The 19003-nt window shown below is 40.0% G+C and carries 23 protein-coding genes; 5 read left to right on the top strand and 18 right to left on the bottom strand.

What is annotated here, in order from left to right; translation table 11 throughout:
- Position 1: 1 nt before the first annotated feature.
- From fliS to ABEW34_RS17280, 14 genes are all read right to left on the bottom strand, one after another.
- Positions 2-400 (bottom strand): flagellar export chaperone FliS, encoded by a 399-nt coding sequence (gene fliS / locus ABEW34_RS17345; RefSeq protein ID WP_430160415.1) that lies wholly within the window; start codon positions 398-400, stop codon positions 2-4.
- 15 nt (positions 401-415) lie between these two features.
- Positions 416-1924, bottom strand: coding sequence for a flagellar filament capping protein FliD (gene fliD, locus ABEW34_RS17340; protein ID WP_430160414.1), 1509 nt, complete (start codon positions 1922-1924; stop codon positions 416-418).
- A 15-nt stretch (positions 1925-1939) separates the two neighbouring features.
- Positions 1940-2317: a flagellar protein FlaG gene (locus ABEW34_RS17335; RefSeq protein ID WP_430160413.1), complete on the bottom strand. Its 378-nt coding sequence runs from the start codon at positions 2315-2317 to the stop codon at positions 1940-1942.
- Between the two features lie 127 nt (positions 2318-2444).
- The gene (locus ABEW34_RS17330; RefSeq protein WP_430160412.1) at positions 2445-3215 is read right to left on the bottom strand and encodes a flagellin; all 771 of its coding nucleotides are present in this window, start codon (positions 3213-3215) and stop codon (positions 2445-2447) included.
- A gap of 113 nt (positions 3216-3328) precedes the next feature.
- Positions 3329-3505: a carbon storage regulator gene (locus ABEW34_RS17325; protein ID WP_430160411.1), complete on the bottom strand. Its 177-nt coding sequence runs from the start codon at positions 3503-3505 to the stop codon at positions 3329-3331.
- 219 nt (positions 3506-3724) lie between these two features.
- On the bottom strand, positions 3725-4495 hold the full coding sequence (locus ABEW34_RS17320) for a flagellin (RefSeq protein WP_430160410.1): 771 nt from the start codon (positions 4493-4495) through the stop codon (positions 3725-3727).
- Between the two features lie 108 nt (positions 4496-4603).
- The gene (csrA, locus tag ABEW34_RS17315; RefSeq protein ID WP_430160409.1) at positions 4604-4846 is read right to left on the bottom strand and encodes a carbon storage regulator CsrA; all 243 of its coding nucleotides are present in this window, start codon (positions 4844-4846) and stop codon (positions 4604-4606) included.
- 1 nt (position 4847) lies between these two features.
- The gene (gene fliW / locus ABEW34_RS17310) at positions 4848-5294 is read right to left on the bottom strand and encodes a flagellar assembly protein FliW (protein WP_430160408.1); all 447 of its coding nucleotides are present in this window, start codon (positions 5292-5294) and stop codon (positions 4848-4850) included.
- A gap of 91 nt (positions 5295-5385) precedes the next feature.
- Positions 5386-5955 (bottom strand): DUF6470 family protein, encoded by a 570-nt coding sequence (locus ABEW34_RS17305; RefSeq protein ID WP_430160407.1) that lies wholly within the window; start codon positions 5953-5955, stop codon positions 5386-5388.
- A gap of 2 nt (positions 5956-5957) precedes the next feature.
- Complete coding sequence (flgL, locus tag ABEW34_RS17300; RefSeq protein WP_430160406.1) at positions 5958-6875, bottom strand: flagellar hook-associated protein FlgL; 918 nt, start codon at positions 6873-6875, stop codon at positions 5958-5960.
- Between the two features lie 59 nt (positions 6876-6934).
- Positions 6935-8470, bottom strand: a complete 1536-nt coding sequence (gene flgK, locus ABEW34_RS17295; RefSeq protein ID WP_430160405.1) for a flagellar hook-associated protein FlgK — start codon at positions 8468-8470, stop codon at positions 6935-6937.
- Between the two features lie 15 nt (positions 8471-8485).
- Complete coding sequence (locus ABEW34_RS17290; RefSeq protein ID WP_430160404.1) at positions 8486-8983, bottom strand: flagellar protein FlgN; 498 nt, start codon at positions 8981-8983, stop codon at positions 8486-8488.
- A 16-nt stretch (positions 8984-8999) separates the two neighbouring features.
- The gene (gene flgM, locus ABEW34_RS17285) at positions 9000-9287 is read right to left on the bottom strand and encodes a flagellar biosynthesis anti-sigma factor FlgM (RefSeq protein ID WP_430160403.1); all 288 of its coding nucleotides are present in this window, start codon (positions 9285-9287) and stop codon (positions 9000-9002) included.
- A gap of 109 nt (positions 9288-9396) precedes the next feature.
- Positions 9397-9816 (bottom strand): TIGR03826 family flagellar region protein, encoded by a 420-nt coding sequence (locus ABEW34_RS17280; RefSeq protein ID WP_430160454.1) that lies wholly within the window; start codon positions 9814-9816, stop codon positions 9397-9399.
- A 216-nt stretch (positions 9817-10032) separates the two neighbouring features.
- Between ABEW34_RS17280 and ABEW34_RS17275 the strand changes: the two genes are divergently transcribed.
- The 5 genes from ABEW34_RS17275 (at position 10033) to ABEW34_RS17255 (ending at position 12706) form a co-directional block, all read left to right on the top strand.
- On the top strand, positions 10033-10320 hold the full coding sequence (locus ABEW34_RS17275) for a hypothetical protein (RefSeq protein ID WP_430160402.1): 288 nt from the start codon (positions 10033-10035) through the stop codon (positions 10318-10320).
- Positions 10308-10919 carry a lytic transglycosylase domain-containing protein gene (locus ABEW34_RS17270; RefSeq protein ID WP_430160401.1) on the top strand — a complete coding sequence of 204 codons (612 nt, stop codon included), beginning with the start codon at positions 10308-10310 and terminating at the stop codon, positions 10917-10919. Before ABEW34_RS17275 ends, ABEW34_RS17270 begins: the two co-directional genes overlap by 13 nt.
- A complete protein-coding gene (locus ABEW34_RS17265; protein ID WP_430160400.1) occupies positions 10912-12003 on the top strand; it encodes a sigma-70 family RNA polymerase sigma factor in 1092 nt (363 codons plus the stop codon). Before ABEW34_RS17270 ends, ABEW34_RS17265 begins: the two co-directional genes overlap by 8 nt.
- Positions 12004-12079: 76 nt before the next feature.
- Entirely contained in the window at positions 12080-12406 is a 327-nt protein-coding gene (locus ABEW34_RS17260; RefSeq protein ID WP_430160399.1) for a hypothetical protein, read from the top strand.
- 3 nt (positions 12407-12409) lie between these two features.
- The gene (locus ABEW34_RS17255; protein WP_430160398.1) at positions 12410-12706 is read left to right on the top strand and encodes a hypothetical protein; all 297 of its coding nucleotides are present in this window, start codon (positions 12410-12412) and stop codon (positions 12704-12706) included.
- 90 nt (positions 12707-12796) lie between these two features.
- On the opposite strand, the gene ABEW34_RS17250 is transcribed toward ABEW34_RS17255, so the two are convergent.
- The 4 genes from ABEW34_RS17250 to ABEW34_RS17235 all read right to left on the bottom strand — a co-directional run bounded on the left by ABEW34_RS17250 (position 12797) and on the right by ABEW34_RS17235 (position 18978).
- Complete coding sequence (locus ABEW34_RS17250; protein ID WP_430160397.1) at positions 12797-13123, bottom strand: hypothetical protein; 327 nt, start codon at positions 13121-13123, stop codon at positions 12797-12799.
- A complete protein-coding gene (locus ABEW34_RS17245; RefSeq protein ID WP_430160396.1) occupies positions 13120-14142 on the bottom strand; it encodes a peptidoglycan recognition protein family protein in 1023 nt (340 codons plus the stop codon). Before ABEW34_RS17245 ends, ABEW34_RS17250 begins: the two co-directional genes overlap by 4 nt.
- A 15-nt stretch (positions 14143-14157) precedes the next feature.
- A complete protein-coding gene (locus tag ABEW34_RS17240) occupies positions 14158-14484 on the bottom strand; it encodes a hypothetical protein (RefSeq protein ID WP_430160395.1) in 327 nt (108 codons plus the stop codon).
- A gap of 105 nt (positions 14485-14589) precedes the next feature.
- The gene (locus ABEW34_RS17235; RefSeq protein WP_430160394.1) at positions 14590-18978 is read right to left on the bottom strand and encodes a DNRLRE domain-containing protein; all 4389 of its coding nucleotides are present in this window, start codon (positions 18976-18978) and stop codon (positions 14590-14592) included.
- Positions 18979-19003 lie beyond the last annotated feature (25 nt).

The following is a 19003-nucleotide window of genomic DNA, read 5'->3' as shown; positions in this document are numbered from 1 at the left end:
ATTATTCAGCGCTCTGTTGGAGTTGAATGGTTGAAGTCGTTCCTTTAATCGCTTCTTTCCATGTTACACGAAGCTCCTCCAAGTAATTCAATGCCTCTTCAGCTGGGACTGTATCCTTCTTAATATTAGCTTGAATCGTCAAATGCAGCATATATTCATAGATACGATACAATTCTTTTGAAAGTGGAATATCAAAATTAAGCGCTGCAATAAGCTCATTAATAATAGACTGGCATTTCTGCAAGCTCAAATTAGCTTGTTCATAGTTCCGAGTACGAATACCCTCAATCCCGCCCTTGATAAATCTAATGGCTCCATCATACAGCATAATAATGAGTTGCTCAGGCGCAGCGGTTTGAACGGATGACTGTTTGTATATTTGATATGGTGAATTAATCACTGCAGTTCACTCCTTTTAACCTGAGAAGCTGGACAAGCTGGAGGCTTGGGAATTAAATTTATTGATTGCCGTCTCCATAGCGGTAAATTGCTTATACAATTGGGTTTCAGTTTTGTTTAAACGAGTAAGCATGCTGCTTTCACGTTCTTTCATCAGACGAAGCTGACCACTTATTATGGAGCTTTCTAAAAATGATCCTTTCAGCTCCGTACTAGTAAGGGATGTACCCGCCTTGGAGGACAGACTTTGCAAAGAATCTGCTGCAGAAGCAGACATTTTTGCAAACACTCCGGATTCCGTGCTACCAGGCGATACATTTGTCCCACGCTTCGTAAACATTTCGATGACTTTATCAGGATCCTTCTCCAGTGCAGTTCGAAGCGTCTCCTCGTTCAGAACCAGTTTACCTTTCTCCGAATAAGACCCCGTCGAAATACCAATTGATTGAAATATTGCTTTACCACCGCCATCAACTTGACCAGTATCAAAGCCACCCACAAGTGAAGTTGTGGCTATACGAAGATCTGATACTAACTTGGTCAAAATACTGTCATTACGAATTAATCCGCTTTTCGCTTTGTCTTCCCATAACTTAATCTGGCTTTCTTCCATACCTTCTTTCTGCTCGTCAGTTAATGGAAGGTAGGTTCTGTATTTATCCTCAGATAACTTAGAATTAATCGACCCTATTAAATTATTATAGTCGTTAACAAATGATTTAATTGAATCCATAATCTTGTTCGTATCCGATACAGAAGTTAACGTTGTTACACCATTCGTACCAGATTCCGACTTAATCGTAAAATCAAAGCCGTTAATTACAAATCGATTGCTGCTTTGTGTATATTCTACTCCGTTGAGTGAAATCACTGCATCCTTACCCACAATAGCCTTCTGATCAAAACCAGTCATTGTGTTGAACCCTTCTAATTTCACCGCAGTTGAACCTGTCTGGCTATTCATAATAGATAACTGACCCGTCGTTTCATTATAATAAGATGTTGCTTTCGCGTTCTTGTTATCATTAATTGCCAAAGCTAATTCTTTGAGAGTAGCTGTTGCTGCATCTAACTTAATTTCAACATCATTGACTTTAACAATAACATCACTACCAGCCGCGGTAAATCCAAGATCCGTAAGCTTCATGCCTGCAGTGCTGTTAACCGTATTTGTATCTGCATCTGGATTATAGGTAAAGACAGTTCCGGCAGCAGATGCCACTTGGTTGACACTTACATTTAATGATCCTGCAGCAGATGAATTAGTCGCATTTACTGTTAGAGCAGATGCATTGCCTGTAACCTCGGTTGTCTTAGCCGTTATCGCGTTTGACATATTATATGATTGTATCTTATTATTGCGAAAATCAACAATCTTGCTGCTCATTTCCCTATAAGCTTCCCGTTGATATTCTATTGATAACCGTTTCTGAACCATCGTATTATACGACGTCCGTTTGGCTTTCATCATTTCCTTGACCATATCGTCAACTTGCATGCCTGATGCCAATCCTGATATTCTCATCTTCTCTTCCTCCTCTTAAACTCTTTTATCAATTAGAATGCCGTTTATTTCCATAAATTTCGCTACCAGATCGAGCGTTTTCTCGGGTGGAATCTCCCGGATCAACTCCCCTGTCTCCTTGTTTAACACTTTAATAACAATTGCTTTGGTTTGTTCATGTACCGACATCTCAAATGTCGTATCAGGGCCCTGAATCGCTTTGAGAACACGATCAATGGTCCTCACCACCTGCATGTCTCCAATAGTAACCTTCTCGCCTTGCAGCTCTGCTTGCTGTAAGGCATCAACTGTCTTAATCTGAGAAACTACACTCTCCCTACCTGACAAGGATTCGTTATTTACGTTTTTGTCAGGCTTATAACCTGTTGACTGATTGACTGAGGAAATGTTCATTAACAAACCTCCCATACCGACTCAATATCTCTATTACTAATATCGGAAAAAACAATAAACTTTATTAGAGCAAATATAAAAAAACAGCCTGTTGATTTTCTCAACAGGCTGTTGGTTATTCCGAAAATTAACGAAGCAGGGAAAGAACGCCTTGCGGCTGCGAGTTTGCTTGAGCAAGCATCGCTTGCGAAGCTTGAAGAAGAATGTTGTTCTTCGTAAGATCGACCATTTCTTTCGCCATATCTGTATCGCGAATACGGGATTCGGACGCAGTCAGGTTCTCTACTGTAGTACCCAAGTTGTTGGATGTGTACTCCAGACGGTTTTGTGTAGCACCGAGTGTTGCACGTTGTGTTGCAACGTTTGTAATAGCAGTTTCAATGAGAGGAAGTCCACTTGCCTTAGTCAAACCGGAGAAGCCAGTTGTATCTACTTTTTTGATAGTGATTTGTTGAGCATTATCATCAGATTGAATCTTCACATCAGCAGCAGTCAAAGAAATGTTGTTGAATTTCGTGTCCGTCATAATTTTATCGATTTGAACACCCAGCTCATCAAGCTCAAGGTCGATGTTAGCTTTATCAGATGCTTGGTAAGTTTCGTTAATTTTCTGAACGTTCAGCTCTTTCATACGAGTAAGCATGGAGCTCACTTCATTCATTGCGCCCTCAGCTGTTTGTACGAACGAGATACCATCTTGAACGTTGCGTTGAGCTTGCTCAAGACCGCGGATTTGGCCGCGCATTTTCTCGGATACTGCCAAGCCAGCAGCATCGTCAGCCGCACGGTTAATGCGAAGACCGGAAGACAATTTCTCCATACCTTTACCTGCAGCAGCAGTATTCAGACCCATGTTACGGTGAGTGTTCAAAGCAGTAATGTTGTGATTAATACGCATTGTTATTTCCTCCCTGAAATGAAATGAATGATCCACATCCTTGTGGTATGCTGAGCCAGGTCGGCCGCCCTTTATCAGCCATAATATATATATCGGCCAAATTCAGTCAAAGTTTATAGCTTGTTATTATTTTTTTTCAATTCACCAAATTGGTTTTTTAGCTCCGTGTTGCTGATAAGAGATTTCTCAGCTGCCCGATTCATATCCTCTACAGAAACATATAGTTCCTTGCGCAAAATAGATATATCTTTAGGTGCTGTTATGCCAATCTTCACAATATCATTGGTCACCTCTAAAATGCTTTTCTATATCATTACCTATAACAGGGCAGGACCGAAAATCTGCAGTTGATATGATTGTCTGGAAAAGCTCTCAGCAGCAATATCACCAACTGGATCACCATCATATAATATATTGCCAATCCGATCATAGTCCTGAATCTCGTATTAGAGCAAATATAAAAAAACAGCCTGTTGATTTTCTCAACAGGCTGTTGGTTATTCCGAAAATTAACGAAGCAGGGAAAGAACGCCTTGCGGCTGCGAGTTTGCTTGAGCAAGCATCGCTTGCGAAGCTTGAAGAAGAATGTTGTTCTTCGTAAGATCGACCATTTCTTTCGCCATATCTGTATCGCGAATACGGGATTCGGACGCAGTCAGGTTCTCTACTGTAGTACCCAAGTTGTTGGATGTGTACTCCAGACGATTTTGTGTAGCACCGAGTGTTGCACGTTGTGTTGCAACGTTTGTAATACCAGTTTCAATGTCAGAAAGTATACTTGCCTTAGTCAAACCGGAGAAGCCAGTTGTATCTACTTTTTTGATAGTGATTTGTTGAGCATTATCATCAGATTGAATCTTCACATCAGCAGCAGTCAGAGAAATGCTGTTGAATTTCGTGTCCGTCATAATTTTATCGATTTGACCACCCAGCTCATCAAGCTCAAGGTCGATGTTAGCTTTATCAGATGCTTGGTAAGTTTCGTTTGCTTTCTGAACGTTCAGCTCTTTCATTCGAGTAAGCATGGAGCTAACTTCATTCATTGCGCCCTCAGCTGTTTGTACGAAGGAGATACCATCTTGAACGTTGCGTTGAGCTTGCTCAAGACCGCGGATTTGACCGCGCATTTTCTCGGATACTGCCAAGCCAGCAGCATCGTCAGCCGCACGGTTAATACGAAGACCGGAAGACAATTTCTCCATACCTTTACCTGCAGCAGCAGTATTCAGACCCATATTACGGTGAGTGTTCAAAGCAGTAATGTTGTGATTAATACGCATTGTTATTTCCTCCTTGAAATGAATGATCCACATCCTTGTGGTTTGCTGAGCCAGGTCGGCCGCCCTTTATCAGCCATAATATATATATCGGCCAAATTCAGTCAGAGTTTATAGCTTGTTTTTTTTGATTTCACCAAATTGTTTTTTCAGCTCCGTGTTGCTGATCAGAGATTTCTCTGCTGCCCGATTCATATCCTCTACAGAAACGTATAGTTCCTTGCGCAAAATAGATATTTCTTTAGGTGCTGTTATGCCAATCTTTATAGTATCATTGTTAACTTCTAAAATACTAATTTCTATATCATCACCAATAAACAGGGATTGTCCTTTTTTCCTGCTCAAAACAAGCATATTATCGACTCCCTTCCACTATTAAGGAATCAGCAAATAGAGGCTGACGAATGGAATACTTCTCATCTGAGATAATATATTGCATTCCTGTTCTGTTTGCTAAATTTATAATTAATGGGGCAGCAAGATTTAATGTAGCTGTCGTTAGATCTCCATTAACACTTATAATATTCAATATTTTAATGTCTGTCGTTCGCTTTACATCCATTTCCTGCTCTACAAGTTCAGGCAGCTCAAACTCATAGTCAGGGAAAAAATCAAACGGAGAAACGACTATAAAAGCAAGTGACTTTTCTTCTACAGATTGCAAATATATAAAGGGACTGTCATCAATCACAATTAAGAAATATTTTAGATATTCTTTAAAGCCTGGTATTCCATTAGTAAAAGTCAGCAGCTCTTCATCCTTACATTCTATCTCACCAAACCGTGTCGTTTGTATTAACAATACAGTCACACTCCTTTAATCGTTACACTAAAGCAAGAAGCTATAGCATCGCATTACGATTCTATAGCTTCTTGTTTTCATTATGGCAGGTTTATAAAGTCAAATCAATTTGAGGAGGCGTTATTTGTACGGAAGGATACCGTTCCATATAGATGTTGACGCCCCCTCTCTGATACTCAATTTGCGGCTTACTAGTTTGAACATTCATCTCCACATGGCCTGGGGTAATATTAATTTCCGGCTTCTGAATTACTGCTTCAAAGCTAATATTACCAGCTGATGCAGGACCAAAAATCTGCAGTTGATATGATTGTCTGGAGAAGCTCTCGCCAGCAATATCCCCGACTGGATCTCCATCATATAATATATCGCCGATTCGATCATAATCCTGGATCGTTTGTGATATGCCCTCTTGTACAAATCGACCGAATTGATTATAAATACGATTCCAGAAAGCCTCGGGCTTCCCCCCTGTTAGGGCATCCCACATTTTAGATTGATCAATAACTACAATAGGCTGGGATGATTTAATATCCATTGTAGTATGAACAGTTGAAATGTCTAATGTAGCACTGCTCTGCTTAATATCATATTTACCTAATTCAGACTGTATACCGATTTTCCCTAATGTCGATTGTATGTTCAGTTGAGGTAACTTCATCTCTATCTCAAGAAGTCAACTAATGATTTGCTTATTACTTTGGCACCTACGGAGAGTGATGCTTGGTATATATTCTCATTAATTTGTGTATCAATAAGCAGCTTTTCGAAATCAGCATCTTCTGTTTTGGACTGCATATCCGTTAAGTTGATAGCAAGGTCTGATAGTCTCCCCTGCATCAACTCAACACGATTAACTCTCGCTCCAACTTCAGATCTCACATTCAAAAAACGATCCATGCTGGATTCAATATTTCCAAGCTCAGCCGTAACACCGCTATAGTTCCCTGTGCCAAGCGCCGTTATCACCCGATCTATTACGGAGAATACATTATCTCCAGTACCTGCTGGATCAGGTTCTCCAAATACCTGATTTCCCGTCAGATTAATATCCAGCTTCACATTCACACCTACTGCATATTGAATCTTGCCATCGTCCGTTTCTAGAGCTTTAGCATCCGAACCTGGAACGGAAAGATCATAAGGCATTTGATCAAATTGTTCACCGTTAAAAATATACTTCCCGTTCAGCTTACTGTTTGCAATGTCGATAAGTTGACTTTTCAGCTGTTGAATTTCGCTTTTAATGTTATCAAGGGCAATTTGTGGATTTGTCCCCGTAGCACCTTGTGTAGCCAATTCCTTTACACGTTGCAGAACATCGCCGGCTTGACCTATTACAGTGTCGTTGAAATCCAACCAAGATAAAGCGGAATCCACATTTTTCTGATATTGATCATTGGCGGAAATCTCCGAACGGTAACGAATAGAATAAGTAATGCCCACCGGATCATCGGAAGCTTTATTTAACTTGCGACCTGTTGTCGTTTGCTGCTGCAATTGCTCCATCTGGGACATATTTCGATTCAGGTTTCTAGTAAGCTGCATGTGCATCATACCTTGTGTAACACGTAGTGACATGTTCGTAGCCCTCCTCTTTCAAATAAATCTAATTTACTTGTCGTTCAGCTATATTTGAATTATCTTCCAACCACACCTGTTCCATTAATAAGCTTCTCTAGCATTTGGTCAAAAGTAGTCATAAATCTTGCGGAAGCACTATAGGCATATTGATACTTAATGAGCTCAGACATTTCTTCATCAAGAGACACGCCGCTAACTGACGCTCGGCTAGCATCAACTTGATCCAGTTGGGCCTGGGTATTTTGATATAAACGAGAGGACTCCTGACTTTGAACCCCTAAAGCACCGACTACCGCACTATAAAAATCACCAACCGTTGCTTCAGTAATTCCTCCACCCTGCGCTGTCTCGTCAAAGGAAAATTTGCTCCCCTTTAATTCTGACATCAGAAGGGCTAACCCATTATTACCTTTGACTACAGTAGTAGCCCCTGTTGTATCAGTAGTTGTACGGAGAGAAGTTGCAATTTTATTAGAGTCGGCAGCAATATTAGGATTAAGCTGTATACTTGATGCTGTAATTCCAGTCGAGCCTGTTTTGAAGGTGAAAAAATTCTCCCCTACTTCAACAGGGTTTCCAAGCGTATAGCCAAGCTTATGCAGTCCATTAATCCCTTTAACCGTGATAACTTCATCAGCAAGTATACCCGTTGTCTCTCCCGGTTTTACCGTGCCTTTCGGGAGCGTTACTTGAAACTCACCATTTGCAAGCGTATTTGCAAGCGTATCCAGCTGTTGGGAAAAATCTGCTACATAGACATCGCGCGATACGATCATCCCGTACGCCTCACCACCGATCAGTGATCCGTTCGCATAGGCTGTCTCTAAAGCCAGAGAAGTTAGAGGGTTTACATCGCCTGCTTCCACAAGTTCATTACCACCTAAGGAAATCGTATATCCTTGATCCGTATCAGTAACTGTTATATTAATGATCGCGGATAGCTTGTCTGTCATCAAATCCCGTTGGTCTCGTAAATCATTGGCATCGTCACCAATAGACTCTATTTTGCGAATTTCCATATTTAGAGAAGAAATGATAGTAAGAAGAGAGTTGGCTTCGTTTGCCTTCACTTCAATATTAGACGTTAAATCTGCGTCTAAATCAGTAAGCTGGCGGCTCAGTTCATTGAATGTATCCGTTAAGCCACGGGCTGTTTCTTGCAAAATTTCGCGGCCCGTTACATTTTGAGGGTCTTTGCTAAGGTCAGACCAAGCATTCCAGAAATTTTCTAATACCGTTCTTATCCCTGTATCTGAGGGTTCATTCACGAACTGTTCAAGCTTACTTAAAGTATCTGTTTGGATAGATAAATTACCCAAGCCTTGACTTTGTTCACGGTACTGTGAATCGAGAAACGCATTTCGAATTCGAGTAATTGAGGTGAATTCAACGCCCGTTCCTAGTTGACCCGGAGCTAATGACCGATCCATACCATAGGCTTCAATTGGCCTAGAAGCTACCATCGTAACTTTTTGCCTTGAGAAGCCTTCAGTATTTGCATTCGCAATATTATGACCAACGGTGTTAATAGCCGCCTGCTGCGTGAATAAACTTCTTTTCGCTGTTTCCAGCGAATGAAAAGTTGATCTCATCGTTTCATCTCCTCATTATGCTTTGGAATCAAATAGTTTATTGAACTTATTTCCATATCCTTGATTCATCGGATGCTGGTAGGTGAGATCCTCGTTCGGGTCATCCATCATTAGGCCGATAGAGAAATCCAGAAAATCTAATGATTGTTTAATTAGTTGTTGATTCAAATCATTCGCTTCCTTCAGCTTCCCCAGTACATCATTGAGCTGGCTATGAAGCTGCAGTAGCTGCACTTTAATTTCTGGATTCGTGACGGAACGAATCAGCTCAGCTAAAATACCGCTGCGAATTCTAAACCCAATATCCTTAAAATAACGGGAAGTCAGTTGGGTACGCATTCGTTCTAGCTCTTCCGCTTTTGCAACAAGCAGCTTCTGCTTCTGGGTCTGTACATTTAACTGCAGAACATGATTCTGAATAATCATGCCCTTCTTACTAAGTTCAATTTCCAGAAGTGAATGATACAGCTTTAGCTGCTGCTGCAGAGTATCTGCAATTAACTCAAGAGACATCTCCGTTCACCCATCCTCATTCGCTTGGATTGTTGCCGAAATAAGGAAGCAGCTTCTCAGCCAGCTTGCCCGAATCAACATGATACGTTCCAGTTGCTATGGATTGCTTCAGGCTCTCAATATGCTTTGCGCGTTCGGGGCTGTTCATCTGACTCGTAGAGAGCATCTCCTTCGCGGCGGCTGAGATCTGCACCTCATCCTTCTTCTGTTTCTTATTGGCATTGTTCACTGCCATTTCATTCTTCTTCTGGTACTGGTTAATGGAATGGATACGACCAGGTTCATTTATCTTCAATTTATTCACCTCATTTATTTGGACACATGCTAATAAGCCGATAACCTTTAACAGTATTATCGGCTGATTCCCCAAGAAATTTATAGTTATATCGACGATTGACAAATATTAATAAATTCTAACGATCCTTATAGCGATCCAAACCTTTATAAATGTTCTGATTAGCCTTCTGTGCTTCCAGCTCCTCAGCCCTTCTGGTATCCTCGTTGCGCATTTTCCCCGTATCGCTAATTAAACGCGCTCTGCAGCTGTCACACATATTGTTTTCCCGAATTAGAGTACCGCAAACCTCACATGGATAAGCCATATTAGGCGCATTCATAATAGATATTCGACCTTCTTTGACAAACTTCGTAATTTGGCGGATACTTACCCCTGTTTCATTGGACAGATCCTGTATGTTCGCTCCTTTATGTTTACGCAAATAATCGGAGCAAAGCTCATACTCTTTATCTATTTCCTTAATGCAAGCCGGACAGACGTCACGAAAGTTCTTGGAGAACAGCTTGCCGCAGCGTGGACAATTATCTAAATTCATCATTAATTTCCGACCTCCCTAGTCTACCTTTTTGAAGATATGATTAGCTCTATTCTAGCCGAAAAAAAGGGAAAATTCACTAGTTATCTTTTAACAATCATTTTACAAGCTATATCCCGCTATCTAATAATCTTTCATTTCTTATTCTATCATCCGCAACTTTTGATCCACTTAAAGACACTACTCACCATATAAAAATAGAAAGGAGCCAAATGTATGAATTGGATGACTTCTAAAATGGATGATCGATTGCGAACTGGAATTTTACTGATCGAGCAGCCCATTACGTCAATCAAAGAAGTTTATTTTCAACATGATGGGAAGAGATTGTTTTTGGCTTCCATTACAGAAGCAGGATTAAAGAGGTATAGGGTGAACATGATTGAGGAGTGGCTTGAAGAAGTAATAATTAATCTGCCACCATACGAGGATCTCATAAAAATCGCCCAAAATGAAGGCGAACGGGTTCAAGAACAAATGAGGGCAATACCATGCCCAGACTAATTTCATGCGTTTTAACAATCACTATACTTTGGACCTCGTACCTGCCACATGACAAAAATTCCTCAACACCTGCAACGACTATCGATCAGGAAGAGGAGAGTCTAAACGTTCCGCCAGTTGCAACTAATCATGCAAAAGATTCTGTACCTTCACCTGTTAAAAAAACAGACCAAACTACAAGTAATCTAATCGCTCATATGCTCAAAAATAAGGTAGCAAAAGCCAGTGCTAAAGAATGGGCTTCTCTAATTATGAAAAACAGTCAAGCTTACAAAGTTGATCCTTATACCATTTTAGCAATGATTCAAGTAGAAAGCCAATATGATGCCAAGGCAGTTGGCACGGCTAACGATACGGGACTGCTTCAGATTTTGCCCGCTACCCAGAAATATATGAAAGTAGTTGGAGATTTGCACGAGCCCGCAGTCAATATTGAAGTGGGCTCCAAATACCTCGCCTATACCCAAAAACGATTTGGAAGAGAATTAGGGATTGTAGCTTACAATCAAGGGGAAGGAAATGTAGCCAAAGGAAACTACAGCACAAAGTACCTTGAAAAAGTAAACAAAACGCTTGAATCGATTGAACGACATGAATAAGTTTTTACTAGGCCCTAGCTATAGGGTCTATTTTTATGTCCGCAACTCCTCGTTCCGATACAACGACTACTTAAAGTATAGAGCCTTACAATTTAGGAAATTAAATAGAAAGTTAGAGGTGAATCCATTGACGAGCCATTGCTATCAAAAGCTTCGAAAATACGGACTCAAAGATATGCATAATATGGAGCTCATAAAAAAATGCAAACAGGACAATGAGCTGCTTGGCGAATTTTTGAAAGAGAATCGCGATTTTATTTTTTCGATTATAAAGCATTTTAAAGGAAGTATTGAAGAAATTAGAATGAAATTCCGGGTGACAGACGATGAGCTATATCAGCATGCTTGCATCGGCTTCCTCACAGCGCTGCAGGATTTTGATTTCAATAGGGGAATTAAATTCACCACATTTGTCGTACGTCCTATTTTATGGGAAATCAATCACTTATTATATAGCGATTCTCAGTCCGTTCGTTTAAGTCGTGGTGCGGTCGAGCTCCTAAAAAAAATGGGGGAAATTGAGCATACGTTAGGACATAGGCCTAATGAAGAAACGATGGCCAAGCTTTTAGAAATATCCGTAGAGCGATATAGAGAGATTGCTACGTTCAGTGACGATCTGGAGCATTATGATGGTATCGCTAATTTCGATATTGCGGAAACATCCGAGCTCAACCTTGAGCAAAAAGTAACCGATCGCGTCTATGTACAGCAGCTATTAAACGATCCCATATTCACGGAGTTTGAGAAAACGGTCATGATATTAATTATGAAGGAGGCAAGCTATTCGCAAATTGCTGATAAACTAGGTGTTTATCCCATGACCATCAATCGGACGCTGACACGTATTCGCTCCAAAATTCAGCAGCAAGAAAATAACGCTCCAGCCGGCCACTCGAAGGTCACCTCTAAATATGATCGAGAAATCCATGCAATTTCGCAAAAAATAAAAGAGAACACATCTATTCCGAGTGTAGAAAAAGTTCTCGCCCTCTTGAACGAGCAAGGGTTCGATTGCAGCCTCTATTCGATAAGAGTGTTGTATTACATTAGGCAAAAAGCCATTCATAATTCAAGTGAATAATTGGGTTAGTTTATAACTGGCCCATTAATTATCAGAATTTTCAGTCTTTATAAAAAAATGAAAGTGGGTATACGAAATGAATAACGCTTCTTATTTTCAAAGTTTGCTTGATCAAGCATTGACGCCTGACTCTCGATCATACAACGAGCTAGTTGAACAGTTGGCCTGGGCAGAAGCCGAAGTAACAAATACCCAAGATGCTCTCACTAATCTGCAATTCCGTCTTCAGCACGGCATTCTAGTGATGGAAGACATTGCTGCCGAGGCAGAAGAAATTATTACTCGTCATCAAGCTGTTCTAATAACAGCCCACGCCCGGCGGAGTGAGTTCCAACAGCAAATGTCGCAAATCGAATCTGTTATCGGCATAGCTGAAGATATGTGGACGTTTGGAGAAGAATAATACATGAATGAAGAGAAGCTTGCTGAAATAAACCTACTGCTGTATACGAATGAAGATTGTTTTTATTGTCGACAGTTAAGCACCACTTTGGCGCAGATTACACAAGAAAGACCCCATATTATTGTGACTAAGATAGCCTATAATCCTCAACTGCATACCTCCATCAAATCTACTCCTTCTGTAATCGTGCAATATAACAATGACGAGCTAGGCCGATTCAGCAGCGCTTTATCCAAAAAAAGTCTGGATAGCTGGCTTGACCAGCTTCAAGACTATATTCGGTCGCATCTTAGCTGTTAGAGCTTAGTTTGCATTAACTCTTTCCCCTATTATTTATTAGAAAAGAGGGTATCCCAAAAGCCATAGGCTTTAGAGACACCCTCTCGTTTTTTATTTATTTTCAGCTGATGCCGGCATGCCTAGCTTCTTTAATAAGCTATTTAAATAATTTGCTCCACGGGAAGCCAGAACGCCTGCAGCCATTGTCGATACAAACTCTGCTGTTCCATTCAGGCCAAAAGGATTAAGCTGGAAGGCAAAGGCAAGACCGATGCCAATGATAATGGAAAGGCCATAGGTTGTTTTTTCCTTTATAAAAGTAGGCAATACTTGCTTGAAAATTTCGGTAATCGCTTCTGTCAAACCGGCTACTAACAGCCAAATTCCGACTGTTGAAACTACAGCATCCACAGTTGAAGGTAAAGTTGTTATTGTCATTGTGCTTTCAAACCTTTCGAAAGAATAATCGTATTTAAGAAAGCCAGCTCTGATAAAGTAAGCGTCTTGTTTTTAGCCTTTTCAATCCACTCCATACTTTCGAACGTCCCCGCCCTTTGAAGCTTCGTTAAAGCTTCTACTAGCATATCGACTTGCCATTGTACTAGAAGCAATCGGTCGTCCTCCTTTACTATTTTTTCAGCTATTGAAGCTAGCTCCGCGTCTATTCTAGCCATTGTCAATGGTCCAACTCGGCCATCCTGGGCCACATCAAATGATTTTTGCAAGGCTCTTACAGCCAGATCTGTCTCTGCTCCGAAATTCCCATCCACGGTCAGTTCGCAGCCTAGCTTGTTCAGTTTCACTTGAAGCTTGCGGACCTCTTCCCCAGTGCTCCCTTTACATAAAATCAGTCCCGTCGATTCTTTCATCGGATACGCTACTATTACTCCCGCACAAGCTTTATACTCATTTGCCACATCTGCAATCAACTGGTTAAAGTTTTTTCCCATTCGTGATAAGGCGTTCGTCGGGTCCACTTTCCGCTTAGGATCTAGAGTATTATGCCCTATAATGTCCTTTAGCGGATTCAGATTGAATTTGTAGCAAATATAAGCCAAATACCATACATATCTTTTGTAGGACTCTGTATTATTTATAGACCCTTTCAGATGGGAGTAACATAACTCAACGCCAATTGCTACATCGTTGGCATCCGCCCCATAAATGGCATTGTCCACTGTTGTGTTATAAAGCACATGCCAGGCTTTTTCCTTTAAACCTATTGTGGCAGGAATACATTCAATAATTTGTTTGTCATCGATAAAAGTATGGGCTGATGCGCTCATCTCATTGGCTGAGTTTATATAGTATCCGACATTGCCAGCAGCTGTACTTCCATCATTTCCAGTATCATGCGCAACCGCGAAACCTACACGATTCATAGCAATACCAGAGCGACGTTTCGTCTTTACAGGAAGCAGGCGTTGTTCAATCAAGTATTTCATTGTGAAAGACAAGCGGACTCCTCCTTTTTAAAATCCAGCATTTATTCTCTCTCCTCTACCGGCCGAAAGCTGATTCACTAGCTGCTCTACTTTTGCATTCAGCAGCCGATTCTCAGTGACCAGCTCCATGTTTTCTTTGCGTAGAATAACAATTTCTTGGCTAAGCTTCTGGATTTCTTCTTTATGATCCAGCAGCTCTGCCCGCAATTCTGCGCGAAAAGCTTGTTCGTCCTTGGATAGCAGCTCACGATCTGAAATTCTATCTTTGCTACGACCGCCGAGATAACCCATAACGCCTGTAATAACAGAGACTATGGCCCCAACTACAATCGTCAATATTCCTTCATTCATCATACTTTCACCCTTTCTTTGCTTATTCAATATAAGGAAATAGGGACGAAAAATAACCCTCTCCAGGTAAGCAGAAGCTCACTTCGGTAGAGGGCTATATGACGTTCATTACATAATGAAAGCGTAAGATCCATCTTCATCCATTGAAACGAGGATTGAACTATTCAAATCACTCGCATATTTTTCACTAATTATAATGGTAGACCTAAAGTCACTAACCTTTGCAAATGGTATTATAATAGCAGAAGCAAGATAACCCGATTTAACTGTAATTCCACTTATTAAGCTGCTGATAGACCATACATTTACTACTGAATGAATATCTTTATACTCGCTTCGCCTTACCAATATTATACTTTTCAAGTCACTGTCGGTACTTTTAATTACAGTGATTTCACCTGAAATAAGCGATTTCTCAAAAATTGAGATTCCCCCGGATATTTCGGGATTATTCGCTGAAAGACCGGAGAACAAATCCGAAAAGCCCGTCCTTCTCACCTGAAACCACGATTCTAAACTAGAAGAATCCTTCTGTCTAACAATCATATTCCCTATGGCCGAATCTCTAGAGATGGAAATAACGGAAGCTATTACACTATCCCTCTTATTTCGTATGACAACTGTGGAGGATATTCCATCGATCTCATTCCTTTTAACTGTCAATTGGGTTTTCATGCTGTCTCTGCTTACGGAAAGTGAAGTCTCCAGCATATCGGGGTTAAACACTTTGAATGTACCCCGCAGCTCAGTTTTATCCCACGTGCTCTTTACAACTAAGCTTACCTTTAGGTCTTTATATTTATTTTGCTGGGCTGTTATTGTTGTACTCACATCTGCATTTCCGAAACTCCCAATAAAAGAGCTATAATACTCTATTTCAAGCCTTGGAGCATAATGGGCACCTCTCTCACGTGTCCCTATACGCGCAAAGTTACCTGGTACTAGTTTTTCAGACTTTAAGATTAAACCTTTATTATATGACTCTCCACTGTACCAAGATTGAATGACGCTTAAAATATCAATTTCTATATATTCTTTAGCTCTATTAACACTAATGTCAAGAAACTTACGTTCATGTAGTGGTGTACTCGCCCATGTTACACCATTTTCAGTCCAATCGTCTAATATTTCATATAGGCTAATAGGAATTTCTTGAAGGCTCGTCTGGTCGACATAAAGCTTTAAAATGGCCTTGGTTATTTTTTGCCCAATGGGAATATTACTTATGTCAAATGCAAGAAACGAATTAAATTCTTCCATATTTCCCGTCATACCCACCAGCATCTCTTGCTCTGCTCCATAATTAAGACGAGGCACACCGGACCTTACAAAGGCGTCTTTAAATGGAGTAATATTGATTTTTGTAGTTGGAGGGGGGATAATACTTAAGCTTCCTCGCATTCTTCCTCTTGCCGATATTGAAATATGGCTCTTTAAATCATTTGGTGCTTTAATCTGTAATTGTGTCAGATGATCGTCTATATAAACTGGTGTCACGTCAACTGTAGCTATCATTCTTCCAGTAGGTTTAATGTAAATGCTAGAGAGTAGGTCTTCTCTATGGGAAACACATATAAATGTCCTTCTTTGGGTATACCATTCGCCCCTCAGTCCAAAAATCTCTATTTCACCAATTGAAACCCAACCACTAAAATTAGAAGTTACGTTGAGCCTATACCACTGGTACATATTAACTTCTGAGCTAATGTTATAATATCTTCGCTCTCTCGAAGACCATGAAGGCACATCTGTTTGGCTATCAAGAATCACCCAGTTTACACCATCATTACTTCCTTCAAAGTTCCATGATTGAGCCATTTGCTCAACATTAATATGAGGCGCCTGAAGGAGATAAGTGGTGGGAACCGCCTTCTCCACAATATCAATAGCTAGCCAGCCATTCCCACTCATCCCCGTAGACCACAACCCGGTTCCTTCAATTACATTATCAAATGCTCGATACATATCATAACCACTGGCAATATAGTTTCTTGAGGCTTTTAGTGTATACCCATTTGATGTGTTTGATGACATGGGGAGGGTCAAGTCTCCCTCAACAGGTTGTAGCGTATTGAAATCATCTCTATAAATATGGAGACCCGTTGATAAGTCTGATCGAAAGGGAACTTTTATATAGGATTTTGATTGGAAAGCTGAGCTTCTCCAACAATGAATAGAAACGTCTATCATTGTAGCATCAATAGCATTGGAGGTTATGTCATACATTATTGTACCGTCATATGATTTCATATTATAATACAAGACTAATCCTTGCTTTAAGGGGTTATATTCAAACATCGAATCGTATACCTCTGAAGCACTTAGAATGGTTTTCCATACTCTAACTTCTCTTATTTCCCCTGTAAAACTTTGAGCGTTTGAAGGGTTACTGCCATTACCTATTGCTAAACTAGTATTTTGATGACTTAAACCAACAGTCGTTGTCAATACAAGTTTACCATCTAAATAAACTTTAGTCCCATTCGTTACGCCCAGTTGAAATGCAACAGCTACATGATGTTCTTCCCCATCATTTAAAGTTAAGCCTGTTGTCCTAAAAACTGATGAGGACCAATCATATAACCCGAGAATATTATTGTTTAAAAAAACACTATAGGCACCTTGTTTGACAATGATACCTCGATAACCACTTCCTGCATTTAATGTCCTTATTCTAGCTTCAATAGTTCCATTCGTTAACCTAAGATCAGTATGATTATTCAAAACAAACAGGCCGCTGGATGTTCCAGCAAATCCTGCTGTACATATCTTATCATCAAATGGATCACTTCTATAAACATGTATACTAGTTGATAAATCATTGATTTGATTAATGTTAATATTTGCAGGAATTTGATAGCCAAATGCTTTCCATTCTCCCCATGCATATGTTCCGCCGTACAATCCAATATTTGAAATGGTTCCATCTGGGTTTGCCCCTGTCCCCTTGCCTTCCCAATTGGCGCTTGTAACGTAGAAGTTCCCGTCAAAGGTAGCACTTGTTAAATTAGTAGTTTGAATTGTTGCGGTATGTGCCGTTTCCGTATTGGGCCTGTCTAAAGAGGTAAAGTTTGTAACAGTGTTTGTAATCCTCACTGCTCCTAATACAGTACCATCATTCCACATACTGAAAATGGCAGTTCCGACACTTAAACAGTTTATAAATTCACACTTCAAATACGTGTTTTTTACAGTGCTGGATGAATCGCCGATAATATAAGTATTATGTCTGGCACCTTTATTAACCTTATTAAAAGGATCATAAAATAAACAGTTATAAAACCCTACATTTATAGTTGAAGATGTAGTCGAAAATGTCCAAAAACCATAGGAGAGTATTGGACTAGTTTTTGAGGCTCTGAAACAAAGCTTATAGTAATTGCATCTGGTAGGAACCTTATTAATCGCTCCGTTTAATTCAATAACGGTAGACAAGCCTTGACCATATAACGAAATACCCGTTTTCACTATCTCAGAAAAATTGTTTATTTGAAAAATACCTTCACTAATGTAAACTAAATCCCCATCACTTGCCTGGGCTACTGCAAACGGTAAAGTGAGGAAGGGCCTATCTACTGTTCCAGCTCCACTATCGGACCCATTTGCACTAACATAAATAATGTTTTTACATTCAGGTAATGGCATGTTAGTTGGAGCATTAACATAATTTGGATTTATAGCAGCAATAGATGACTCAAGTTGTGTAAGTCCTCTATAATTTGCCGATTCTGGCGTCCAAGCATCCGTTCCACCCCTTACACCAATGTGAGACCTAGAACCGTCTAAATTCAATTGATTAGGATCACCTTTACCATTAATATCAGAAGGTAATGGCAATGTGGCATCCCAATCATTCGCTGTAATTAACCTTGTTATTCCGTAGGTGATGCTCCCCTCATTGGGCAGAAAATCATATATACAGTTAACATATGTTGCATTTCCAGCTCCTGCATTCATACTTTTAATTGCCCCGTTGCTGCCCGCATCGAAGATGCAATTATAAAACTTGTTGCTTTGTGTATAGCTGAATGCCCATGCAACCCCCGTTCTATCCCTTTTAAAGTAAACATTTTTAAAGGTCGCATTTCCATTTTTCGCTATTGCTTTTGAATAAGAATACGTTGCTGCCCGCGGTTTAAAAGACAAAGTCAAGTTTGCTATAATCGTTCCACTATTTTGAAAATAGCAAAGGACACTATCACGATAAGTTGCTTTTGTACCATCGTAAACTAAAATCGTGTTCTCATTTTCACCTGCAATTATTAATTTTTTATTTAAATCTCCAAATCCGTATTGAGAAAAGGTATCCGACACTTTTGGACTCAAATTATACGTTCCTACTTCAATATAAATACCGTCTCCACTAACTGCAGAATTTAAAGCTTTTTCAAAAGTGGCATATGGCTCTAAGAAACTTCCAGTTCCTTTAACATCATCTCCATGAGTGGAAACAATCCAAACTTTATTTGTAGTTTCCATTAATATAGCTAAATTCATTGTCCTGCCTCCTCATTGTATTGAG

The sequence above is a fragment of the Paenibacillus algorifonticola genome (genome assembly GCF_050481745.1).
Lineage (GTDB): Bacteria > Bacillota > Bacilli > Paenibacillales > Paenibacillaceae > Pristimantibacillus > Pristimantibacillus algorifonticola_A.
This window is presented reverse-complemented; position numbering and strand designations above follow the sequence as displayed.

What these genes read in the sequence shown, in the direction of transcription:
- fliD (WP_430160414.1), bottom strand. Translation starts at nt 1,924, where the DNA reads ATGAGAATATCAGGATTGGCATCAGGCATGCAAGTTGACGATATGGTC.
- ABEW34_RS17335 (WP_430160413.1), bottom strand. Translation starts at nt 2,317, where the DNA reads ATGAACATTTCCTCAGTCAATCAGTCAACAGGTTATAAGCCTGACAAA.
- ABEW34_RS17330 (WP_430160412.1), bottom strand. Translation starts at nt 3,215, where the DNA reads ATGCGTATTAATCACAACATTACTGCTTTGAACACTCACCGTAACATG.
- ABEW34_RS17320 (WP_430160410.1), bottom strand. Translation starts at nt 4,495, where the DNA reads ATGCGTATTAATCACAACATTACTGCTTTGAACACTCACCGTAATATG.
- csrA (WP_430160409.1), bottom strand. Translation starts at nt 4,846, where the DNA reads ATGCTTGTTTTGAGCAGGAAAAAAGGACAATCCCTGTTTATTGGTGAT.
- ABEW34_RS17305 (WP_430160407.1), bottom strand. Translation starts at nt 5,955, where the DNA reads ATGAAGTTACCTCAACTGAACATACAATCGACATTAGGGAAAATCGGT.
- flgL (WP_430160406.1), bottom strand. Translation starts at nt 6,875, where the DNA reads ATGTCACTACGTGTTACACAAGGTATGATGCACATGCAGCTTACTAGA.
- flgK (WP_430160405.1), bottom strand. Translation starts at nt 8,470, where the DNA reads ATGAGATCAACTTTTCATTCGCTGGAAACAGCGAAAAGAAGTTTATTC.
- ABEW34_RS17290 (WP_430160404.1), bottom strand. Translation starts at nt 8,983, where the DNA reads ATGTCTCTTGAGTTAATTGCAGATACTCTGCAGCAGCAGCTAAAGCTG.
- ABEW34_RS17280 (WP_430160454.1), bottom strand. Translation starts at nt 9,816, where the DNA reads ATGAATTTAGATAATTGTCCACGCTGCGGCAAGCTGTTCTCCAAGAAC.
- ABEW34_RS17275 (WP_430160402.1), top strand. Translation starts at nt 10,033, where the DNA reads ATGAATTGGATGACTTCTAAAATGGATGATCGATTGCGAACTGGAATT.
- ABEW34_RS17270 (WP_430160401.1), top strand. Translation starts at nt 10,308, where the DNA reads ATGCCCAGACTAATTTCATGCGTTTTAACAATCACTATACTTTGGACC.
- ABEW34_RS17265 (WP_430160400.1), top strand. Translation starts at nt 10,912, where the DNA reads ATGAATAAGTTTTTACTAGGCCCTAGCTATAGGGTCTATTTTTATGTC.
- ABEW34_RS17260 (WP_430160399.1), top strand. Translation starts at nt 12,080, where the DNA reads ATGAATAACGCTTCTTATTTTCAAAGTTTGCTTGATCAAGCATTGACG.
- ABEW34_RS17255 (WP_430160398.1), top strand. Translation starts at nt 12,410, where the DNA reads ATGAATGAAGAGAAGCTTGCTGAAATAAACCTACTGCTGTATACGAAT.
- ABEW34_RS17250 (WP_430160397.1), bottom strand. Translation starts at nt 13,123, where the DNA reads ATGACAATAACAACTTTACCTTCAACTGTGGATGCTGTAGTTTCAACA.
- ABEW34_RS17240 (WP_430160395.1), bottom strand. Translation starts at nt 14,484, where the DNA reads ATGATGAATGAAGGAATATTGACGATTGTAGTTGGGGCCATAGTCTCT.
- ABEW34_RS17235 (WP_430160394.1), bottom strand. Translation starts at nt 18,978, where the DNA reads ATGAATTTAGCTATATTAATGGAAACTACAAATAAAGTTTGGATTGTT.